The sequence below is a fragment of the Okeania sp. genome (genome assembly GCF_035285525.1).
In the GTDB taxonomy this organism is placed as follows: Bacteria; Cyanobacteriota; Cyanobacteriia; order Cyanobacteriales; family Microcoleaceae; genus Trichodesmium.
The window spans coordinates 1-20,803 of record NZ_JAYKGW010000143.1 but is presented as its reverse complement, the minus strand read 5'-3'; the positions used below and the strand labels follow the sequence as shown (position 1 = coordinate 20,803).

16 protein-coding genes are annotated in these 20,803 nt (G+C 33.9%); 6 read left to right on the top strand and 10 right to left on the bottom strand.

Annotated elements, in window-relative coordinates; genetic code table 11:
• The 5 genes from VKJ25_RS13700 to VKJ25_RS13680 all read left to right on the top strand — a co-directional run.
• Positions 1-265: hypothetical protein (locus VKJ25_RS13700; protein ID WP_324237187.1), on the top strand; the 265-nt coding region annotated here is incomplete at its 5' end.
• Between the two features lie 932 nt (positions 266-1,197).
• Positions 1,198-1,905 carry a 6-phosphogluconolactonase gene (gene pgl, locus VKJ25_RS13695; protein ID WP_324237186.1) on the top strand — a complete coding sequence of 236 codons (708 nt, stop codon included), beginning with the start codon at positions 1,198-1,200 and terminating at the stop codon, positions 1,903-1,905.
• 347 nt (positions 1,906-2,252) lie between these two features.
• The gene (locus VKJ25_RS13690) at positions 2,253-3,080 is read left to right on the top strand and encodes a double zinc ribbon and FHA domain-containing protein (RefSeq protein WP_324237185.1); all 828 of its coding nucleotides are present in this window, start codon (positions 2,253-2,255) and stop codon (positions 3,078-3,080) included.
• A 442-nt stretch (positions 3,081-3,522) separates the two neighbouring features.
• Positions 3,523-3,954: an FHA domain-containing protein gene (locus tag VKJ25_RS13685; protein ID WP_324237189.1), complete on the top strand. Its 432-nt coding sequence runs from the start codon at positions 3,523-3,525 to the stop codon at positions 3,952-3,954.
• Positions 3,955-4,126: 172 nt separating this feature from the next.
• Positions 4,127-4,996: a PRC-barrel domain-containing protein gene (locus VKJ25_RS13680; protein WP_324237184.1), complete on the top strand. Its 870-nt coding sequence runs from the start codon at positions 4,127-4,129 to the stop codon at positions 4,994-4,996.
• A 128-nt stretch (positions 4,997-5,124) separates the two neighbouring features.
• On the opposite strand, the gene VKJ25_RS13675 is transcribed toward VKJ25_RS13680, so the two are convergent.
• Positions 5,125-6,369, bottom strand: a complete 1,245-nt coding sequence (locus VKJ25_RS13675) for a DNA cytosine methyltransferase (protein WP_324237183.1) — start codon at positions 6,367-6,369, stop codon at positions 5,125-5,127.
• Between the two features lie 808 nt (positions 6,370-7,177).
• On the opposite strand from VKJ25_RS13675, the gene map reads away from it, so the two are divergent.
• Positions 7,178-7,945 carry a type I methionyl aminopeptidase gene (map, locus tag VKJ25_RS13670; RefSeq protein ID WP_324237188.1) on the top strand — a complete coding sequence of 256 codons (768 nt, stop codon included), beginning with the start codon at positions 7,178-7,180 and terminating at the stop codon, positions 7,943-7,945.
• 485 nt (positions 7,946-8,430) lie between these two features.
• Here map and VKJ25_RS13665 read toward each other — a convergent pair whose 3' ends face one another.
• The 9 genes from VKJ25_RS13665 to VKJ25_RS13625 form a co-directional block, all read right to left on the bottom strand.
• Entirely contained in the window at positions 8,431-9,357 is a 927-nt protein-coding gene (locus VKJ25_RS13665; protein ID WP_324237182.1) for a thermonuclease family protein, read from the bottom strand.
• A gap of 710 nt (positions 9,358-10,067) precedes the next feature.
• Positions 10,068-10,907: a formate dehydrogenase accessory sulfurtransferase FdhD gene (gene fdhD, locus VKJ25_RS13660; RefSeq protein WP_324237181.1), complete on the bottom strand. Its 840-nt coding sequence runs from the start codon at positions 10,905-10,907 to the stop codon at positions 10,068-10,070.
• Positions 10,908-11,308: 401 nt separating this feature from the next.
• On the bottom strand, positions 11,309-11,479 hold the full coding sequence (locus VKJ25_RS13655; protein WP_324237180.1) for a hypothetical protein: 171 nt from the start codon (positions 11,477-11,479) through the stop codon (positions 11,309-11,311).
• Between the two features lie 348 nt (positions 11,480-11,827).
• Entirely contained in the window at positions 11,828-11,980 is a 153-nt protein-coding gene (locus VKJ25_RS13650; protein ID WP_324237179.1) for a hypothetical protein, read from the bottom strand.
• Between the two features lie 73 nt (positions 11,981-12,053).
• On the bottom strand, positions 12,054-12,494 hold the full coding sequence (locus VKJ25_RS13645; protein WP_324237178.1) for a PIN domain-containing protein: 441 nt from the start codon (positions 12,492-12,494) through the stop codon (positions 12,054-12,056).
• Positions 12,495-12,659: 165 nt separating this feature from the next.
• On the bottom strand, positions 12,660-15,272 hold the full coding sequence (gene clpB, locus VKJ25_RS13640) for an ATP-dependent chaperone ClpB (protein ID WP_324237177.1): 2,613 nt from the start codon (positions 15,270-15,272) through the stop codon (positions 12,660-12,662).
• Between the two features lie 906 nt (positions 15,273-16,178).
• Positions 16,179-17,759, bottom strand: a complete 1,581-nt coding sequence (locus tag VKJ25_RS13635) for a sensor histidine kinase (protein WP_324237176.1) — start codon at positions 17,757-17,759, stop codon at positions 16,179-16,181.
• 911 nt (positions 17,760-18,670) lie between these two features.
• Positions 18,671-19,279 (bottom strand): hypothetical protein, encoded by a 609-nt coding sequence (locus VKJ25_RS13630; RefSeq protein ID WP_324237175.1) that lies wholly within the window; start codon positions 19,277-19,279, stop codon positions 18,671-18,673.
• Positions 19,280-19,859: 580 nt separating this feature from the next.
• The coding region (locus tag VKJ25_RS13625) for a DNA polymerase (RefSeq protein ID WP_324237174.1) at positions 19,860-20,803 on the bottom strand (944 nt) is incomplete at its 5' end.

Genomic DNA, 20,803 nt, shown 5'->3' with positions numbered 1-20,803 from the left:
ATATATTAGAACTTACTTTCCGGCTGTAACAACCAGGATGGTTGTGTTACCATATATTAGAACTTACTTTCCGGCTGTAACAACCAGGATGGTTGTGTTACCATATATTAGAACTTACTTTCCGGCTGTAACAACCAGGATGGTTGTGTTAGCATATCTTAGAACTTACTTTCCGGCTGTAACAACCAGGATGGTTGTGTTACCATATATTAGAACTTACTTCCAGACTTTATTTTGTACCCCACTAACTCTGAAATTGCTGTAAATAATATTATTATACTACTAAATTAAATGAATATAATTATTTGAAAATTACTGGTTAATTTGAAACAACTAGAATATCAAAAAACTACCGTAAATTTCCCGCTCTAACCTAAGCTATAAATTTCTCTTCTGAAGATATTTGACAATTCTATTTAGGTCAATATTCAGAGATAAATATGATTTTTTCTTAGTAACATGAAAATTCAGTTGAATATTCAGAAGTTATTCAAACCCAAACCAAAGTTAACAAATTAATTAATACTAAATTTACAGCACATTTCATATCAGTCAAAACTAAAGCCATGAACCCTGTTAGTAGGGTGTGTTTTCCGCCCTTGAGCGGAGATGAATGCGATCGCAGTCCCTATACGATAACGCTCTGTGACATGAATGCGATCGCAGTCCCTATACGAAAAAGCGATAGTGTAACGCACCGACATGCTATATATAACCCCTAACCGGATCTATAAAATTAGCTGGGGAGATGAGGAGATGGTGAATATGGGACTATTTTTCTTTCCCTATTCTATTTATCTATCTCCTGAGTTCCCCTCCAGGGTTGGGGTTAGGGGTGGTTTGGCTCCTGTCTCCTTTGCCAAAAATCTACACCGCGTGCAAAGATACGGTTAGGGGTTCTATTTATCTATCTATAATAGTGCCTTTGAGTAAGTCCTGTCAATAAACCACACATAAGACAGCTTAGAAGGCTGTGTTACAAAGGTTTTATCTTTAGTATTTGTACTTAACTATCCTCTAAATTGCTGTATCACTCTTTAAATTACTATAAATAAAATACATTTAGCTAGCAAATTAGTGTAACAAAATAAACGAAGGTCTAAAGACAGATTGCCTTAGTATAGTTTCGATACCTAACTGGAGAAAGAATAACTCTCTTGATTGGGTATAAATAATCTAAATTGTAACACAAATCAAATGAACAAACAGGTTAAGTTACTAGAAAACAAAGAACAGTTGATTGAAGAAGCTCTGGACATTTGCTTGGGGAAAATTCAACAGGCGATCGCAGAGCGTGGCCAATGTACCATAGCTTTAGCTGGTGGAAATACTCCAAAACCACTTTATAAGTCCATAGCCACTCAAAATTTAGCTTGGGACAAAATTCATGTTTTTTGGGGCGATGAACGTTATGTAGCTCCTGACCACCCAGATAGTAATCAAAAAATGGCCAGGGAAGCTTGGCTAGATGGAGTAGCCATACCACCAACCAATATTCATCCGATGGCAACAGGAGCGGGAGACCCGGAAATTGATGCCTCAAACCATGATGCTCATTTGCGGGAATTTTTTCAAGTCCCGACAGGGGAGTTTCCCAGCTTGGATTTGATTTTACTCGGAATGGGAGGGGATGGTCATACAGCCTCCCTTTTTCCCTATACAAATGCCTTGAAAGTAAGCGATCGCCTAATTAGCGTCGGCAATAAAGATGGCCAACCCCGATTAACTTTCACAGTTCCGTTAATTAATCAAGCCCGTTGCGTTATATTTCTAGTAGCTGGTGCAGATAAACAAGCTGCATTAGACCAGGTATTTGCAGAAAAAGCTGATGATATGAATTATCCCAGTCGCCTAATCCAACCCCAAGGAGAACTACAATGGTTATTAACTGGTATAAATATTTGAGTCAGAACTTACGCAAAGGTACTATATATAGGGTATTGGTGCGTTATGCTCCGCTTTTTCGTATAGGGAATGTGAGCGCATTCATGTCCCGTAGCGTTATCGTATAGGGACTGCTAAGCAAACATGTCCGCTCAAGGGCGGAAAACGCACCCTACCAATAGCGTTCATGGGTTTAGTCCTATGAGTAATAAAGTAAACCTCAATATTTCCAGTCTCTTACTCAAATAGAAGATACTGTTAATGTTAGCGCTTGCGTAGCATTCCGTAGGAAAGCTCCTCTGCAAGAGGCAGTTCCGACCCAGGAGGCTAGTTGATAACTGAAATAACTGATAGTAAGGAGAAGATAAATGATTGTTTGTCCTAATTGCAATCATCAGAACCCTGATGGAGCAACCCAATGTGAAGCTTGCTATACTCCCTTACCAGTAACTACAAATTGTCCTCACTGTGCAGCAATAGTTCAAACTGACGCTGCCTTTTGTGGTCAATGCGGTTTTGATCTAAAAGGTAGTGCTAGTACAGAGACAGAGGAAAGTCAAGTTTCATCTCCAGCAAATCCAGCAGTGATCCCAACTGTAGTATCACCTGCATCTGCACCAGATATAGATGTACCTTCAGTAGATATACCTAACCTAGATGTACCAGAACCATTAGTGGCACCAGAACCTTTGGTGTCTAGTGAAATCAACTTAGAAAAGTCTAGCAATCCTAATACTCCAGCTCCTGTTGTAGAACAGGAACCGTTACCAAATATCAATGCCGTTAGTACACCTGTTGCTACCCCAGCAGTAAGTTCTCCATCTCCCAATGGAGGAATAGTAGTTCCAGCAAAGACCCAGTTGCAACAACAATCTGCTCAGTTGCTTCATATCAGAACAGATACAAGCATTGAGTTGCCAGTTAATTTATCTGTGATTCATATTGGTAAACCTAATGACAAAGTACCACCAGATATTGATGTCTCAGGGTTTCCTGACTCTGAAGTAGTTTCTCGTAGTCATGCTGATATTAGAGTAGAAGCAGATGCTTATTATCTTGAAGATACTGGTAGTTCTAATGGTACTTATGTTAACAATACTCCTTTGACCAAAGGAAATAGACATAAGCTAAGGCCAGGTGATCGGATATCTTTAGGTAAAGGAGATTTAGTTTCATTCCTATTTCAAGTTTCTTAGCTCAAGTTTAGTTAGAATGTCAAGATGCTGAAGACTAAATCAAAGATTATGGTGTGAGATCAATTGCCAGTAAATTAATGGGCATTAAACCCATTAATTTACAAGTTTTGTTTTTTCTAATATAAAAAATTTTAATATAGCAATCCTATTTTATTTGTGTACACAAATCTTACTACTTTAAAGTCCTTACGGATAAAGGTTATCTCTTTTTTCAATAGCGAAAAAGTGCAAATTTTACAAATATAACTACCAAAAAATTAGGATTTTAGGGAAACCAAGGGTAAAAAAATAAAGGAACAATTATTCCTCTTGCTGTCTCTTTCTTCCCATACTCTCCACACTCTTCACACTTCCGAGACTTCCGACTTTCTCTACTCAGTAAGTTTTAAATAAACTACAATGGTCTTAGGTGCTCTACTCAAAATATTAAATAGCAAAAGTGATGAAACTAATACTGCTACACCCACTTCAATCTATGCCAATCAAAAGTTGGACTTTTGATGATCAACCTGTTATTAAAATTGGGCGTTCCCCAGATAATGATGTGGTTATTTATAGTTCTGTAGTTTCTCGTCATCATCTGGAATTAAAAACTAATCATAGTGGTTGGGAAATTATTAATTTAGGTAGCAATGGTACATATATTAATGGTAAACCTATTAAGAAAGTTAAAGTCGTTAATGGGTTGATCGTTAATTTAGCTCCTACTGGACCCAAAATTGCTATATATCTAGATGATCAATCAAAGGAGGTTAATTTTAAACAAAAGCACAATTATCAAAATGGTTTAGATAAATTTGAAACTGAGTTATTAAAAGAAGTATTGAATCGGGAATCTCGAGAACCAGACTTTCTCGAAGATACAACATTTTAATAATTTGTTTAATGAATCGTCTGATTTTGGAAAAAAGATTAATTCAGTTATCAGTATCCCACAACTGTTGCCAGAGGGTTGAGACCTTATTTTTTGGTCAGAAATAATCTTTCCATAAATTGTAACATTTTCAACTAAAATATTATCAAAACTCTGTATTAGGAATCAAGTTATGAATGAAATATCAGAATTAATCAAGCATAGTCAACTTCTCAAAAGATTAGTGCTTGACCGTGAAACAGTTGAAGAGCAAGGTTATATCAAAGAATTATGCCTTGATCCTCAATCTCATCAAGTTATAGGTTTTATTTGTCAGTCTGGTTTCTTAGGTAAACAAAAAAAATATTTTGCTTGGACGCAAATTGAAACTATAGGTACTGATGCTATTCTAGTTAATGACAAACCACAACCAGATAATTGGGAAAAAGAGAATAATACTATCAATATTATTGGTAATGAAGTTTTGACTGATACTGGGGAAAAAGTAGGTTCTATTGTGGAATATATTCTCAATATTAAAACAGGTGCGGTAGTTCATTATTTGTTTAAATCTAATGGTTGGCAAGGTGTTTTAGATGGTATTTATTTACTAGCTCCAGAAGTAATTTCTAGCACTGGTAAAAAACGAGTAATAGTGGTGAATAGTGCTGTAGAAAATCCTGAGTGTTATACTGAAGGAGTTGCTAAAAAATTAGGTTTATTTCAGAACTTTCTCCAAGAAGATTTAGTCAAGACTAGAGAACATATTGATATCGCCCGAAGTGAAGCTAAAAAATTAGCTTCAGGAATTCAAGAAAAGGCTATAGAAGTGAAAAAACAAGCTCAAGAAAAAGCTGAAATAGTCAAAAAACAAGCTCAAGAAAAAGTAGAAGATTTTCAAACTAATGAAATAAATAGGAAAATTCAGACAAATACGGAGAAATTTACTACCAAAATGAAACAACTAACCACGGAAGCTAAGGAAAAAATTGATGGGGTAAAATCTCAACCAGTAATAGATGTAGACTCCGTAAAATCTGATTCAGAAGAAAGCGAAGTTTAATAATTAATAATTGCTGGGTAAGTCCTGATCATGTGAAAAAAACTGTAGGGATTTATAAACCAAATCCCTTTTTTGTTTGGGTTGGGAAACCAAACCCCTACGATCAAATGTTGCTAGATACAGTCTTTTCAATTTCTTGGTGCAATAGTATGCCGATCAACACCATATAGATCGGCAGCTATAGACATATTAACCTCTAAATTTTCTAATTTTTCTAACTTATATTTTTTCCTTTTCGATTTAAGTGACTTAATATTTAAAGCATGAATAATTTCTTCAGCAACTGCTTTTGCTAATAATGGTGGAACTGAATTACCAACTTGTCTAAAACCATGCCATTTTGTGACATGAAATCTAAACCAATCAGGATATGAATGTAGTCTTGCTGCTTCTCTAACTGTGATACATCTGGGTGTAAATGGATGTATTGGTCTAGGAGAAGTATATGAACCTCTACTACTTGGAGTTCCTGCTCTCAGGGTATTACAAATACTATCAGGATTAAGTCTATAAAAGCGACTTACCGATTCAATTTTTCCTGGTTCTGTAGCGTTAAATCTGGCTATTGATTTTTCTGTATGTTTTGTCCGTAAACTAGAAGTTAATATTGTCTGGTCGTATTCACGTTTATAAGAATAATCATTGTTAAAATAATCAATTCCACGCAGTTTTTTAGCATATTGACTTGGTTCTAGATAATCATTTCCTGCTTTTACCCAATCTCTATCTAATAATTCTGGATAATTTTCTACTTCTGGTAAATCTCCTATTGCATCCCAGACAGTGATATAGTTTTCTAATTTTTTATCTGTTTTAATTTCGGGATAATTTGGCAGTGTTAAACCATTTTTACATCCTAACAAAAATAATCTTTCCCGATGTTGGGGCACACCATAATTAGCAGCATTTAAAACTTGATAAGGTTCTTGTATTTGATAACCATTTTTAGAGAATTGATCGATGACTTCCTCTAGGAAAAATTTGTGTTTTCCTGCAGTTAAACCTTTAACATTTTCCATAACAAAATATTTGGGTTTTAATTCCAAAACTATGCGCAAAAAATGAGACATAAGTGCATTGCGCGGATCGTCTAAAGCACGTTTTCCCATCAGAGAAAATCCCTGACATGGAGGACCCCCAAAAATTACATCAATTTCTCTATTAGGATTATTTAGTCTCTCTCTAATTTCACTTCCTGTTAGCTCGACAATATTTCGACATAATATCGACCAAAAAGGAAAATTAAACTTGTGAATAGCACAGTGAATAGGGTCTAATTCTACAGAAATAGGTATATCAAATCCTGCTTGTTCAAAACCAAGAGTCATACCTCCTGCACCTGCAAATAAATCAATACCAATTGGTTGTTGCATAGAAAATATCAATATTTATAGCACTAAACCATAAGCATTTCCTGCGGAATGTTGTGCAAACAGCTATTAACTTTTAGCTAGCCTCCTGCGGAAGAACTTTGTTAACAGCTTTTCAACGTAATAATTTACTAAGGTTAGCTGATTGACAATCTTTTTATTTATATTTTTTCTGGGAAACTAATTCCTCCTGATAAATATTTATGGAGTTAATAATTAATTGCTTATAGTTGAATGCTGATGGCTGAATGCTGACACTAAACCTTTTGATTAGGAAAATAAATTTAGGTTTTGATGAAATAGGGAAAAACCAAAAAAAGAATGTCCTAACATATTTGCTTAGGGCTACACAATTTAATTATATATAATTGAACTTTTTCTATTATATCAACATATCAACTAATAACTTATAATCAATAAAAAAGTAAATCAAAAAATTCTAACTCACACCTGTTCCCTGTTCCCACCTTCTGTGTTCCCTCCATACCTATATATATTTAAAATATTTCATAAATTTCCATAAATAAATTATTATTCAATACTAATAATTAGCAAAAAAAAAACTTATTATACCCGCGTTTATTCTTTAATAAAAGAATTATCAAAATTCCACTCTATAGCCATCATATAATAGGTTGTAAAAAATCAAAAACTCCAACTCCCACCTGTTCCCTGTTCCCACCTTCTGTGTTCCCTCCATACCTAAAAAAAAGAAAATATTTTAGATAAAATCTAAAGTATGGTAAAGTAAGCTAGAGTTATTAACGTTATAGGTCTAATCTTAATTTAAGAAGCAATGGCAAAAGAAGCAATGGCAACTGAAACTATCGTTTTATTATCGAAAAGAGAAATAGAAAAAATGCGTCGAGCCGGACGTTTAGCAGCAGAATTATTACATTATCTTGAACCCCTTGTCAAGCCAGGAGTCACTACTTTGGAATTAGATGAGGCAGCAGAAAGTTGGACACAAGATCATGGCGCTCGTAGTGCCCCTCTTAATTATCATGGTTTTCCTAAGTCTATTTGTACCAGTATTAATGAAGTTATTTGCCACGGTATTCCTAATGAGAAAGAAGTCTTAAAAGAAGGAGATATTATTAATATTGATGTCACACCAATTGTTGATGGTTATCATGGAGATACTTCTAAAACTTTTTTCGTTGGTGAACCTTCTCCAGTAGCAAAAAAATTAGTTGAAGTTACAGAAAAATGTATGTATTTAGGCATTGCTGAAGTTAAACCAGGAAATAAAATTGGTGATATTGGAGCTGCTATTCAAGAGTATGCTGAAGCACAAGGTTTTTCTGTAGTTAGAGATTTTGTTGGTCATGGTGTCAGTAATATTTTCCATACTCCTCCACAAATTCCTCATTATGGCACTAGAGGAAAAGGGAAAAAGTTGCGCACTGGAATGGTGTTTACTATTGAACCCATGATTAATGAAGGGACTCACGAAGCAGTGATGCTTGATGATGGTTGGACTGCTCTCACTAAGGATCGTAAACTATCAGCACAGTTTGAGCATACTGTAGCAGTGACAGAAACAGGGGTAGAAATATTAACTCAATATCAGGGGTGATATCGAATCTGCTCTGTTGGCTCTAGAAAACTACCGTATTAATATGGTAGAACATCTAACGGTTTATGCGATCGCAGTCAAAATGTCTGTATCAGGACTTAAGGAAAGGCACTATATGTAGAGTATTAGTCCGTTCCGAGATACGCTTTTTCCTTTGGAATGCGAGCGCATTTATGTCGCGTAGCTTTTCATGTCCGCTCAAGCGCGGAAAACACACCCTACTGGAGTGTTTCATATAAAATGGTGCATGGAGTAGGGGCGGGTTGATATGGAAATTTTTATCTCTTTCTAGGATTTACATAAACCCGCCCCTGAGACACGGCTCATATCTGATGGGGCGGGTTTATCTAAGTTACTTGGAAAACGCGTTAACTCACTTATAAAAACCGCCCCTACGGTGTGTCTTCCTAATGCACATTTTTAGATGAAACTATGCACTACCAATAGCGTTCATGGGTAACTCCTGTGTATCATAAAGGTTTAATTTACCTATAGGGAGGAAAATCAGATAATTGTTTAATATCAGAAAGGATAATTTCTGGTTTATCTCGATACATATTCACTTGCCCAGTAATATAAACATATCCTCTACCTAAACCAAAATAACGATTTTTTAATAGCTGTAATAATGGCTTGATTTCGGCACTATTAATATCAGGAATCCATAGTTTTAATTGATGGTTTCTAGTACCATCATAAACTAAAGCACCATTATCGAACCTCCTATTAATTCCTCCTTGTAAATCAAAGAAAACTGTAATATATTCTCCTGCTTCTGCTGCGGCTAAAATTTTGGGAAAATCTAATCTCACATCTAAGACTCCTACGGCTATTCCATAAGTACGATAATTTTCGACAATGCCAGCTCTTAATGCCCACCAAGGTAGGAGTAAACTATAATTTCTTTTAGGTTTTCTTTGACTTATTTCGGGATTCCAAATACCAAGATTATTTGCTTGAGCTTCCATTTCTGCTACCATCATTTCTTGATGATATAGTTGGGAATATCCATATTTAATAAAGTAGGGACTCCACCCTTCTTTAATTAGTTTGATATTAAAATTTTCGCCATTTTTATGTACATAAGTTATGAGGCGACCTTGATGGTCACGATATTTTTCTAAACATTTTTCTAGAGGGTCATCTGCCTCAAATTCAATATCAACTTCGGCAAGTTCACCGTTAGGTAATGTGAAATATTTGATTGCCATTTCTGTTGATTGTTTTCCCATGTCTGTAACAGGTTTAGTATATTCAGAATAGCTCTCTTCGGTATCAACATAATGGAGTCGAATAGATTCTCGTTTATCATTTAATAAGACTTTGATTGTGTCACCATCAACTACTTTTGTTGTTTGGAGATTTTTAATTATTGTAGTTTTATTTTTGCTGTTTAAATTGTCAGATTTCATATTATTTAATGGATAATCAATAATTAATAATGGATAATTAGAGATATAGTAATGAGCGCTCAGGTATTTACAATTTCTAGCTCAAAGTGGAGTTTAGAAAAGGTTTACAAAAAAATAATGTGTAAATATGTCAGGGCACATTTCTATACAATACTTTCTACTATTATAAAGCATACTCAAATTATCAATGGATAATTCCTAATAGATAAGCAGATAAGCGTTAAAATTTATCTCTTTGTAACAGAATGTAAATAAACATCAACTTAACTTTTTGCACAAGCTTGGAGTTAGTTTACAAACTTTAATATAGTTAAGTTTTTTTATATTTACCTAGTTAATTGATAATTAGAGATATAGCACTTACGCAGAAACCGGGTTTCTTTACGAAAATTTAGTATTTTGAGCAACAATATTAAAGCCATAAACCCGGTTTCTTCGCCTTTGTGTGTGTAAGTCCTGTGATAATTAGAGATACAGCATTTTCTACTATTATAAGCTACACCTATCGCGAGCAAGATAACTGCACTACAAAACTTTCACTATTCACTTTCTACATCATTTCCTCGAAATCTCCTGTAGTTCTTATTATCAATTAATAATTATCAATTATTCATTATTCTAGGTTCTAGAGAACAGTAAAAAAGTAACAGGGAATAGAAAATAAGATAAAAATAAAAATAGATGTATCTTAAATTATTAATTATTAACTATTAATTATTAATTATTCTTTCTACCCCAGAATAAATATTAAACTTTTTGCCACGCAAAAATCCGACTAAAGTAATATTAAATTCTTTGGCTATTTCCACTGCTAAACTACTAGGAGCAGAAACAGCACAAACTATGGGCACTCCTACAGTAATACACTTTTGTAAAATCTCAAAACTCGACCGTCCGCTGACCATAACAATCAGATTATTTAAAGGTAATTGACCTGCTAAAAATTCGGAACCAATTAATTTATCTAAAGCATTATGTCTCCCCACATCTTCCCGTAACTTCAACAGTTCTCCTTGAGCATTAAATAAACCAGCAGCGTGTAAACCTCCTGTAGATTTAAACACACCTTGAGCAGTCCTTAATTTTTCAGGCAAACTATAAATAATTTCCGCAGAAACTTCTAATCCTAAAAGAATAGATGAATATCCTTTTATTTGCAAAGATTCGATGCTCGCTTTGCCACAAACTCCACAAGCGCTAGTTGTAAAAAAATGTCTTTCTAGGCTTTTAAGATTGAGGTTTAATTTGGAATTAAGAGTGACATTAATAATATTTTTTTGTTGTTCTCCATCAATTTCTGGGTCTACACAATAACTCATTTTAGCAATATCTTCTCGATTTTTAATAACTCCTTCACTATAGAGAAATCCCGCAGCCAAATCGAAATCAGCTCCTGGAGTTCGCATTGTCACTGCTATAATTTTTTTGGGAAAAGTCAAACGAATTTCTAAAGGTTCTTCTGTTGCTAATTGATCCGAACGAGTAACAAAATTATTATTTTCTACTACCCAAATTTGTGCTTTAGTTTTGCTACTTGGGGAATTTTTCATACTTATAGATAAGTCCTTGATTTATCAACTAAATTTTCTTGAAAATTTAAACTTTTACTGTGACATAAACTGTTAATCTAAACAACAAGAACAAAAGTTCGTGTACAAGGAAAAACTGACGTCCTTCAAGTAAAAAAAATCCTACAAACAAGCTGATGACACGCCAATGATTGAAATCCTTGGCTAATAAATGAATTCATTTTTAGATAACTCTATTACCTGGAATATTTTGAAATTATGCTTCATTAATGCAGCCTAATATTAGTATGCGATCGCAATATTTTATTTATCAAATCCCAATGATTTTTTTGACGTATAATATAAACATTACTGTCGAAAAATATACGAGTTGGAGAAATAGTCATTTTTTTAATTTAAAAGTATTATAAAATTTAATAAAGTTAGTGACTTGATTGTGAAATTTCCTGTCTTACTTCTCGTACTAAATTCACTATATCCTCTCTTGATTTATATCCTGTCTCTGCTAAATCTTTAGCAAATCCCGATTGTAAATTTTCTATAGACATTAAAGAATATCGAGCAGATTTATTTTTCCTAAGTTCAACTATCATTTTTTAAATTAAACTAATTTGTTCAGAAACAGGAAGTTGTTTAGCTAAATTAAACACTTCTTCTAACATAATAATATTACCTTAGTTATTTCAGTTATCAGTTATCAGTTATCAGTACCTCTACCCGAAGTCAGAGGCTTGAAATAAGGAATATGTTCTTTTTTTATCCCCCTTAAAAGGTGGGGTTTTAGACCCATATTATTTTGATAACGGAACAGGAAGAAAGAATTGATTTGATTTTTTACTTTTGGAGATGTCTAATGGGTTCTATATAAAATCCGGATAATTATATTCCAGTCGCAATGACGATTATTCAACCGGATTCTATATTACACATATTGATATATTTTAACCATTATTAGCTTCTTCATTAGCTAGTTTTTCAAGATGAAAAACCTTAATTTTTTGATACAAACTATCAACAGTTTCTCCAGCAAATAATTTATCTTTTAAGTTTAAATAATCACCGTTACCCAACTTACAAATAGACCAAAATCTCATCACCTTAGAAGTTTCTAAATTTTAGAGCAAAATCTGGAAAACTTCTTGCACAATTTCATAATCATTATCAATATTAACTTTCATTGTCTAACTCCTTAACAAAATCAATGGGGTTGATAGGTTGAATGGATAAAGATTTACAACGATTAAGTAAACGTTGATCACAAGTAAGAAAATAATTACAGTTTGAGGCTTCAAAACAAGCAACATGAAGAGCATCAATTGGTTTAATTCCTTCTATTTCTAGTTGATTCGCTCTGTTTTTAATTGATTCATTAACCAGTTGCTTAAAATTAGATTTTTTCAGATGCTCATTAACTGCATTTCGCTGTTCTGGTATAGGATGTTTTTGGTTTTCATATTCCAGGACAAATGAATTAACTGATTGAATTTTTTGGGTTTCAATTAGATTCAAAATACTAATTGTGGCTTGCATTTCTAAAAAAATGTTTATCTGACTTTGATCATGATAGAGACGATTATAAACACTGGTATCTAAATAAACTTTAATCACATCATGTTACCTCCTCAATTATTTATTGTCTCTGTTTTTTTACCTAAAAATTGTGGTCTGAAGTCTACCTTTTTAAGGAGATAAAAAAAGAAAATATTCCTGATTTCAAGCCTCCTTATTCCAAGAAATACTGATAACTGATAACTGAAATTACTTCCCACACTTCTACTTAACTTTCACCAAATCTACACCCAACCTCTTCAACGAAAGTCGCTCATTTTCCACATCCACAAAAATAGTATCACCTTCACTAAACTCACTCCGCAAAATACTCTTAGCAATTTGCGTTTCCAACTCCCGCTGAATTGCCCGTTTTAACGGTCTCGCACCATACACCGGATCGAACCCCGCATCTACCAAAAAATTAACAGCAGCATCACCAAGTTTCAATGACATCTTCCGTTCAGCTAACCGTTTCTCTAAACGCACAACTTGCAACCGCACAATTTCTCGTAACTGCTCTTTCTGTAACCCATGAAAAATAATCGTTTCATCAATGCGGTTCAGAAACTCTGGACGGAAAGCACCACGCAAAGCATCCATCACCCGACGCTGCATTTGCTCATAGTCATTACTGACATCCAAAATATACTGAGAACCAATATTACTCGTCATAATAATCACACTATTCTTAAAATCAACCGTGTGTCCTTGAGCATCAGTAACTCGCCCATCATCCAATATTTGCAACATAATATTAAACACATCGGGGTGCGCTTTTTCAATTTCATCAAACAAAATTACTGCATACGGACGACGACGAATAGCTTCAGTTAACTGACCTCCCTCATCATAACCCACATATCCAGGAGGCGCACCTATTAAACGAGACACAGAATGTTTTTCCATGTACTCAGACATATCTATCCGCACCATCGCATCTTCGGTATCAAATAAATATGCTGCCAATGCTTTTCCTAACTCTGTTTTTCCCACACCAGTCGGACCGAGGAAAATAAAACTAGCAACCGGACGGTTGGGGTCTGCTAAACCTGCACGTGATCGCTGAATAGCATCTGAAACAGCACTCACCGCTTCATTTTGACCAACAACTCGCTGATGCAACTCTGCTTCCAGATGCAGCAGTTTTTCTTTTTCTGACTCCACTAACTTGCTCATCGGAATACCAGTCCACTTAGAAATAGTTTCAGCAATATCAGCTTCTGTCACCTCCTCACGCAATAAAGTTTGACCGCTAGTTTGAGTTGCTTCCAATTTTGCTTCCGCTTCCGCTACCCGTTTCTGTAAATTAATCAGTTTACCATATTTCAACTCAGCAGCACGGTTGAGGTCATAATTTCGTTCTGCTTGCTGAATCTCAATATTGACTTTATCAATTTCTTCTTTGAAAGTCTGTATTTTGCCAATGATACCTTTTTCTGCTTCCCACTGAGCATTGAGAGCGTGTTGCCCTTCTTTCAAATTTGCTAAATCTTTTTCTAATCTCTCTAACCTTTCTTGGGAAGCAGCATCACTTTCTTTTTGCAGTGATAATTTCTCCATTTCTAGTTGGAGAATTTTGCGGTCAATTTCATCTAGTTCCTCTGGTTTAGAAGTAATTTCCATTTTCAATTTAGCAGCAGCTTCATCTACTAAGTCGATCGCCTTATCTGGAAGAAAGCGATCGCTAATATATCGAGTAGACAAAGTAGCAGCAGCAACTAAAGCACTATCGGAAATTTTCACACCATGATGTACTTCATACCGTTCTTTGAGACCTCGTAAAATTGAGATCGTATCTTCTACGCTAGGTTGATCGACATAAACTTGTTGAAAACGACGTTCTAAGGCAGCATCTTTTTCAATATATTTGCGGTACTCATCCAAAGTTGTCGCCCCGATACATCTGAGTTCACCTCTAGCCAACATTGGTTTGAGCAAATTTCCTGCATCCATTGCACCTTGAGTTGCACCTGCTCCGACAACAGTATGAATTTCATCTATAAATAAAATGATTTTGCCATCTGAGTCAGTAACTTCTTTGAGAACAGCTTTCAGACGTTCTTCAAATTCTCCTCTAAATTTCGCACCAGCAATCAATGCACCCATATCGAGACCGATGAGTTGCCTTTCTTTCAAAGACTGGGGAACATCTCCAGCGAGTATCCGTTGGGCGAGTCCTTCAGCGATCGCTGTTTTTCCGACTCCAGGTTCACCCATTAAGACTGGATTATTTTTAGTCCGACGACTAAGTATTTGAATAGTCCGTCGAATTTCGTCATCCCGTCCAATAACGGGATCGAGTTTACCTTGACGAGCAGCTTCTGTCAAGTCGCGACCGTATTTTTCGAGTGCTTCATATTTGCCTTCTGGATTTTTATCTGTTACTTTATGATTACCTCTAATTTGGGAAATTGTTTCTTTAAGTTTGGTTTCATCTAGTTTAAATTCTTGATAGAGTTTTTTCCCAAAGCGATCATCTTTCAGGTAAGCGAGGAGCAGATGTTCGATGGAGATGTATTCGTCTGTATATTCTTGGCGATATTTTTCGGCATTATCGAATAAAGTATCTAAACTGCGACCTAAGTAAATATTATTGGGTGTATTTTTCACTTTAGGTTGACGGTTGATAAAGGTGTCTGTGTATTCTTGTATTTTGGCAGGTGAAATCCCTGTTTTGTTAAATAGACTGGTTGCTAGTCCATTTTGTTCTAATAGAGCTTTCATTAAATGTTCGCTTTCAATTTGTTGATGTTGGGCAGTTTTAGCGAGGTCAGGGGTACGGGATATTGTTTCCCAAGCTTTTTCTGTAAATTGATTAGGGTTATTTGGTTGCATGATTTTTTATTTTTTGTCTATAGTAGGGAAGAGGGAACAGGGAGCAGTTGGAAAAGTATTTCCGTGGTCTAAGATTTATCATCTGTCCATGTCCTAACCGCCAAGGCGTTTACTATAATATTATATTTTTGTTTAATTTGTAAGAATTTAGCTATTAGCACCTCAGGTGTCAGCTTTTTAACAAATGAAGTAACTATTCGTTTTATACTAAATTTTTAACCAACCAGAGAATTAAAGCACAAGAAAGATGAGCTTATTCTCAAGGTAATAAAGCTAATAGCTGACTGCTAAATGCTTACTTTAATTTTAACTTGTATCTATAAATAAATTGTAGTAGAAAAAACCGTTTTTTTTATTGGGTATTCACTATTCAGTTATCAGTTATCAGTAACTTTTGAAGTAGGGAGATTTTCATAATTCTCCATCGATTTTTAATTCTTAATTCTACTAAATGCTGACTCTAATTTTAACTTGTATCTCTGAATAAATTGTAGTAGAAAAAAACCCTACTCCCAACTGTTTCCTGTTCCCTAAAAGCAACTAAGTTTTTGACATGAATCAAATCAGATTGTTATAGAATTTTGTCTAAACCAAATCATGGTAATTTCAGTTAACAGTAATTCTGGAAATAGGGAAGTTTTGCATACTTATTTTTATTTATTTCTCCCTTGGCATTATATCATATTTGTTTTTATAGGAGCCTGTCATTTCAGTTATCAGTAGAGAGGGAACCTCCGACTTTAATCGGAGGCTTGAAATACTGAGTTAAATATTTTTTCATCCCCGAACCAGGGGAGGCACATACCCTCGTTTTTTGGTAAAAGCTTAATATTGACTATGTTCAACTATTAAAGGTTATCTCCTAGATCAATAAACCCTTAATTTCTGCTTCCTTCTTCCTTCATTCTACATAATTACTCTTTCCGGAAATAAAACAGTAAATGTAGAACCTTTTCCAACTATACTTTGAACATAAATTTCTGCTCCCATTCTCTCACATAAACGTTTACTTATTGCTAATCCCAAACCAGTACCACCATACTTACGAGTAGTAGAAGCATCAGCTTGAATAAAAGGTTTAAAAATCTGTTGTAACTGTTCCTCTTTCATACCAATACCAGTATCAATAACCCGAAAAACTATGTAATTTTCTTGATTTAATAATCCTAAATTTTGATTACTTCTTACCCTCTTATTTTTAACCTTTTCCACACTGAGTGTAACTAGACCATTTTGTGTGAACTTCGCCGCATTACCAAGCAAATTTATCAATACCTGTCTTACTTTTGGCATATCTGCATATATATCACCTAAATTTTCTCCTAAAACTAATTCAAACTTATTGCTGTTTTTTTCAATAAGATTTTGAGATGTACAAACTACATCTTGAACTAATTTATTAACATCAATACTTTCTAAATATAAAGTAACTTGACCTGCTTCTATTTTGGAAATATCTAAAATATCACTAATCATTTCTAGGAGATGTTTAGCTGATCGCTTAATTTTTTCTAAATCTGGCATTAAATCATCATATCCTTCTTCCACAGCATTTTCACAAAGAAGATCGCTATATCCAATAATTGCATTTAAAGGTGTACGCAGTTCGTGACTCATGGTCGCTAGAAAAGCACTTTTGGAAAGGTTGGCAGTTTCTGCTTTGAGTTTAGATTCCTGGAGTTGCTCTGTATATTCTGCGACTTTACAAATTAATTGATTTAGAGATACTGTTAATTCTCCTATTTCATCATCTGTGGTTATCGGAAGTTGGAGTTCAAAGTTAGCTTCTTGTGTAACTTTTTCGGCAACTTCGGTTATTTGTTTTAAGGGACTTGTAATCAATTTGCTAGTATAAATAGAAAATATTATTGCTGCCAATACTGAAAGTAATAGACTAATTATTAATATTTGTGTTTTTAATGTTTCTACTTTTTGATAATCTTTAAATCCTTGTTCTATTCTCTGATTAGTTACTATGACTAATTGTTGTGAATCTTGTGATAATTTTTCTAGTTTTATGGCAACTTCACTATTAGTAATTTTACTTAGTGATGCAGTTTCTAATTTGGTTGGAGGAGGTGTCTGTTTAATTTTTTGAATTAAACTTTCTAATTGCTGAATATGAATATTTATGGGATTAAAATAAGTTTGGATAAATTCTTGAAACAGAAGATTATCTGTGTTTTTACTAACATTTGGGCTGGCAATTTTTAGGATTGATTCTAGTTGTTTAAAAATTGCACTAACTTCATAAAAATTAGATAATTCTAGGGATATTTTTTTTTCTAAAACTGTCCGGTTATTTGTATTGATTAAACTAGGTAAATCTTTTGGGCTGATACTAATTTTTAAGACTTTTTTAGTTAGATTTGTAAGTAAATCTAATTGTTCTTGAGCCTGTTCTATTTGTATTCTAACTTGATGTTTATAAGTTAACTCAAGTATACACCCCATCAAGATTCCTACCGTAGCAATACTAATTGCCATAGCATAGCTCAGACCAATTTTTCTTCTGATACCTATACTATTAAGCAATTTTCTCAGCCTGGCTTTTTGCCGAAGTATGTACTGTTTTATTGATATATAAATTAATGACATCTGCTCTGGCATTTCTTAGTCGGAATCATCAAAGTTTATCTTAATTTAGAATAAGATAATATTCAAAACATTCTTATTAATCAGTAGTTATGCAAAATTAATTTCCTAGTTGAGAGAGGGAACAAGGAACAAGGAACAGGAAAAGGATAACAGAGAATCAATAGAATGTGTAATTAATTTTGTTTATGCACTTATCAATTATTTGTTTACTTTTACGAGTTAATACTGATACAGGATAATTTTTTAATTTACCATAAAACTAACAGTATTTACAATAAATTTCTCAAAATAATTGGGTCGCGTCACCCCGCAATGGGTTAGTAACTAAAAGCTAAATACTTACATAGTTTTGGTTGAACTAGAGTGAATTTAGGATTTTCATAGGAATAATTCTTTTTCCTCAACTGTAAGCATTCAGCTTTTAGCTATCAAACTTTGACCTTTTCAACCTTAAAGAGGAGGTTGAAATTAATATAGACTTGAAAACTAGCTTTTTTACTCAAATTTAATTTTGAAGAATAAAGTTTGTAAGCATTCAGCTATTAGCCATCAGCTAGCCTCGTTGGTCGGAGTTTTTAATAGTAATAATACCCTATATTTAAAGATAGGTTTTAAGTGAATATAGACTTTATACTAAAATTTGTCTAGCTCAATTAATAAAGCTTTTATCACTCACTCAAAGCACTCTTCTGATAGCTGACGGCTGAATGCTTGCTAAAGCTTTTATCAAAAACTAGAAGGACTCTTCTGATAGCTGATGGCTGTTTGCGCAGCATGATCCAGGAAATGCTTACCCTCAACTAATCGTCTATTTCTTCCACTTTATCCTTGCTTTTCTCCTCTACTTTTTCTGGCTTATCTTCAGTTTTCTGCTCTTTTTTCTCCTGTTTATTCTGGCAAGACTCAAAGAGAGATATTTTCTCTGGTACGTTAGATGCTACTTTTAAATCAGCACTTTTAGGCACAAATAAAACCATACCAAATGCACATTTTCCAGTTGTACATTTATCTGGTTGTGCAGTTATTTTGTATTTATTATCTTCAGTGGGAGTAAAAGAAATTACCGGAATACCATTTTCTTTTTCATCACCAGTTATTTTCTCTCCTTTTTCATTTTTAAGAGTTAAATTTAGGTCAGTACAATTATCATCACATACTCCTAGAATTGTATAAGATATATTAGAAGATAACTTGGGGGTAAAGGCAAATTCTCTATTCTCTATCACATTTCCTATTAGTGGCAAAAATACCAATTTTTTACCAGCTTTTTTTTGTGCCTCTACTGTCTCTTTCAATTTACAAATTACTTGTTCTTGTTCGGAACTAATTCCTGCGCTGGAAGCAGTTGCTATAATTGCACTGGCTAATACAAAACCAACTCCACCTAAGACTAATTTTTTGGTATTCATTAGATTTACCCAAGGAAAATTTTTTAGTCAACTACATTTAGGAGTCTAGCATATTTTTGCCAAATAATAGAGAGATGGAGAGATAGGGAGATGGGGAGATAGGGAGATGGGGAGATGGGGAGATGGGGAGATACAGAATAAGTCAATAATATTTATATTTATCCTATCAAATAAAGTCGAAGGTACTTACTAATAATTAATAACTGAAGAGACTTTATTTCTGCGGAATGCTACTAAACAGCTATTAGTTATCAGCTTTTAAACGTAATAACTTACTCAGGGCAAGCTGATGATTTTTTTTATTTGTATTTTACTTCTTGGAGATTAATTGCTCCTGAAAAACAAAATTAGTTAATAACTAATAGCTGATAGTTGATAGCTGACAGGTAAATGCTTAAATTTATTTAGTCTACATCGAATTTTTATCTCCATGAATATCTACTATTAAAGTTACTTGGATAATTAATTATTAATTATTCATTGGTAAGAGAGATGGGGAGATAAGCGGATACAGAATAAGTCAATAATATTTATATTTATCCTATCAACTTAACTCAAATAACTAATAAATTAAGACGCTCTATTTAGTCTCCATCCAATTTTTACCTCCATGAATATCTACTATTAAAGGTACTTTTAAAGTTACGGCATTTTCCATTGTTGATTTAATAACTTTTTGCAATTCTTCCGATTCTAATGGTGGTACTTCAAATACTAATTCATCATGGACTTGTAACAATAATTTTGTCTGATAATTTTTCAAGATTTCATGCAGTTTAATCATAGCTATTTTAATAATATCTGCACTTGAACCTTGAATTGGGGAGTTAGCAGCAGCTCTTAAAATTTGAGCATCATTTTGACCTAGTTTTAATTCCTGTAAATTAATTTCTTCTATTTTTTTCCCTTTTAAATCACGGATAGTTTTAGCTTCAAATTCAAAATAACGTCTCCTACCTAATATTGTTTCGACATAACCTTGAGCGATCGCTTGTTTTTTTAAGTTATCTAAGTAGGCAAATACTTGGGAATATTGTTGTTTATATCTTTCTAAAAATTCTTTACTTTCTTTGACGGTTATTTTGACAGACCTGGCTAATTTTTGCGCTCCCATTCCATAGATTACACCAAAGTTTATTGTTTTACCTACACGTCTTTCTTCTGGTGAAATTTTGGCTTTTTCAAATAATAGTTTGGCTGTCACTGTATGTACATCTTGGTTATTTTGATAAGCTTCTATTAATACTGGTTCCTGACTTAAATGCGCTAAGATTCTTAATTCTATTTGAGAATAATCTGCGGCGACTAATAACCAATCTTTTTTTGGCAGAAATGCTTGACGAATTTGCCGAGAAAATTCTGTTCCTACAGGAATATTTTGTAAGTTTGGTTCGGAGGAGGATAAACGTCCTGTATCTGTTTGAGTTTGATTAAAGTTTGTATGTACTCTTTGAGTATCTGAACGAACTAATTTTGGTATGGCTTCGACATAGGTAGAAAAGAGTTTGTATAAGGTTCGATGAT

Excerpts from the sequence above, each read along its gene's own strand:
- pgl (WP_324237186.1), top strand. The coding sequence starts at position 1,198 with ATGAACAAACAGGTTAAGTTACTAGAAAACAAAGAACAGTTGATTGAA.
- VKJ25_RS13690 (WP_324237185.1), top strand. The coding sequence starts at position 2,253 with ATGATTGTTTGTCCTAATTGCAATCATCAGAACCCTGATGGAGCAACC.
- VKJ25_RS13685 (WP_324237189.1), top strand. The coding sequence starts at position 3,523 with ATGAAACTAATACTGCTACACCCACTTCAATCTATGCCAATCAAAAGT.
- VKJ25_RS13680 (WP_324237184.1), top strand. The coding sequence starts at position 4,127 with ATGAATGAAATATCAGAATTAATCAAGCATAGTCAACTTCTCAAAAGA.
- VKJ25_RS13675 (WP_324237183.1), bottom strand. The coding sequence starts at position 6,369 with ATGCAACAACCAATTGGTATTGATTTATTTGCAGGTGCAGGAGGTATG.
- map (WP_324237188.1), top strand. The coding sequence starts at position 7,178 with ATGGCAACTGAAACTATCGTTTTATTATCGAAAAGAGAAATAGAAAAA.
- VKJ25_RS13665 (WP_324237182.1), bottom strand. The coding sequence starts at position 9,357 with ATGAAATCTGACAATTTAAACAGCAAAAATAAAACTACAATAATTAAA.
- fdhD (WP_324237181.1), bottom strand. The coding sequence starts at position 10,907 with ATGAAAAATTCCCCAAGTAGCAAAACTAAAGCACAAATTTGGGTAGTA.
- VKJ25_RS13655 (WP_324237180.1), bottom strand. The coding sequence starts at position 11,479 with ATGATAGTTGAACTTAGGAAAAATAAATCTGCTCGATATTCTTTAATG.
- VKJ25_RS13650 (WP_324237179.1), bottom strand. The coding sequence starts at position 11,980 with ATGAGATTTTGGTCTATTTGTAAGTTGGGTAACGGTGATTATTTAAAC.
- clpB (WP_324237177.1), bottom strand. The coding sequence starts at position 15,272 with ATGCAACCAAATAACCCTAATCAATTTACAGAAAAAGCTTGGGAAACA.
- VKJ25_RS13635 (WP_324237176.1), bottom strand. The coding sequence starts at position 17,759 with ATGGCAATTAGTATTGCTACGGTAGGAATCTTGATGGGGTGTATACTT.
- VKJ25_RS13630 (WP_324237175.1), bottom strand. The coding sequence starts at position 19,279 with ATGAATACCAAAAAATTAGTCTTAGGTGGAGTTGGTTTTGTATTAGCC.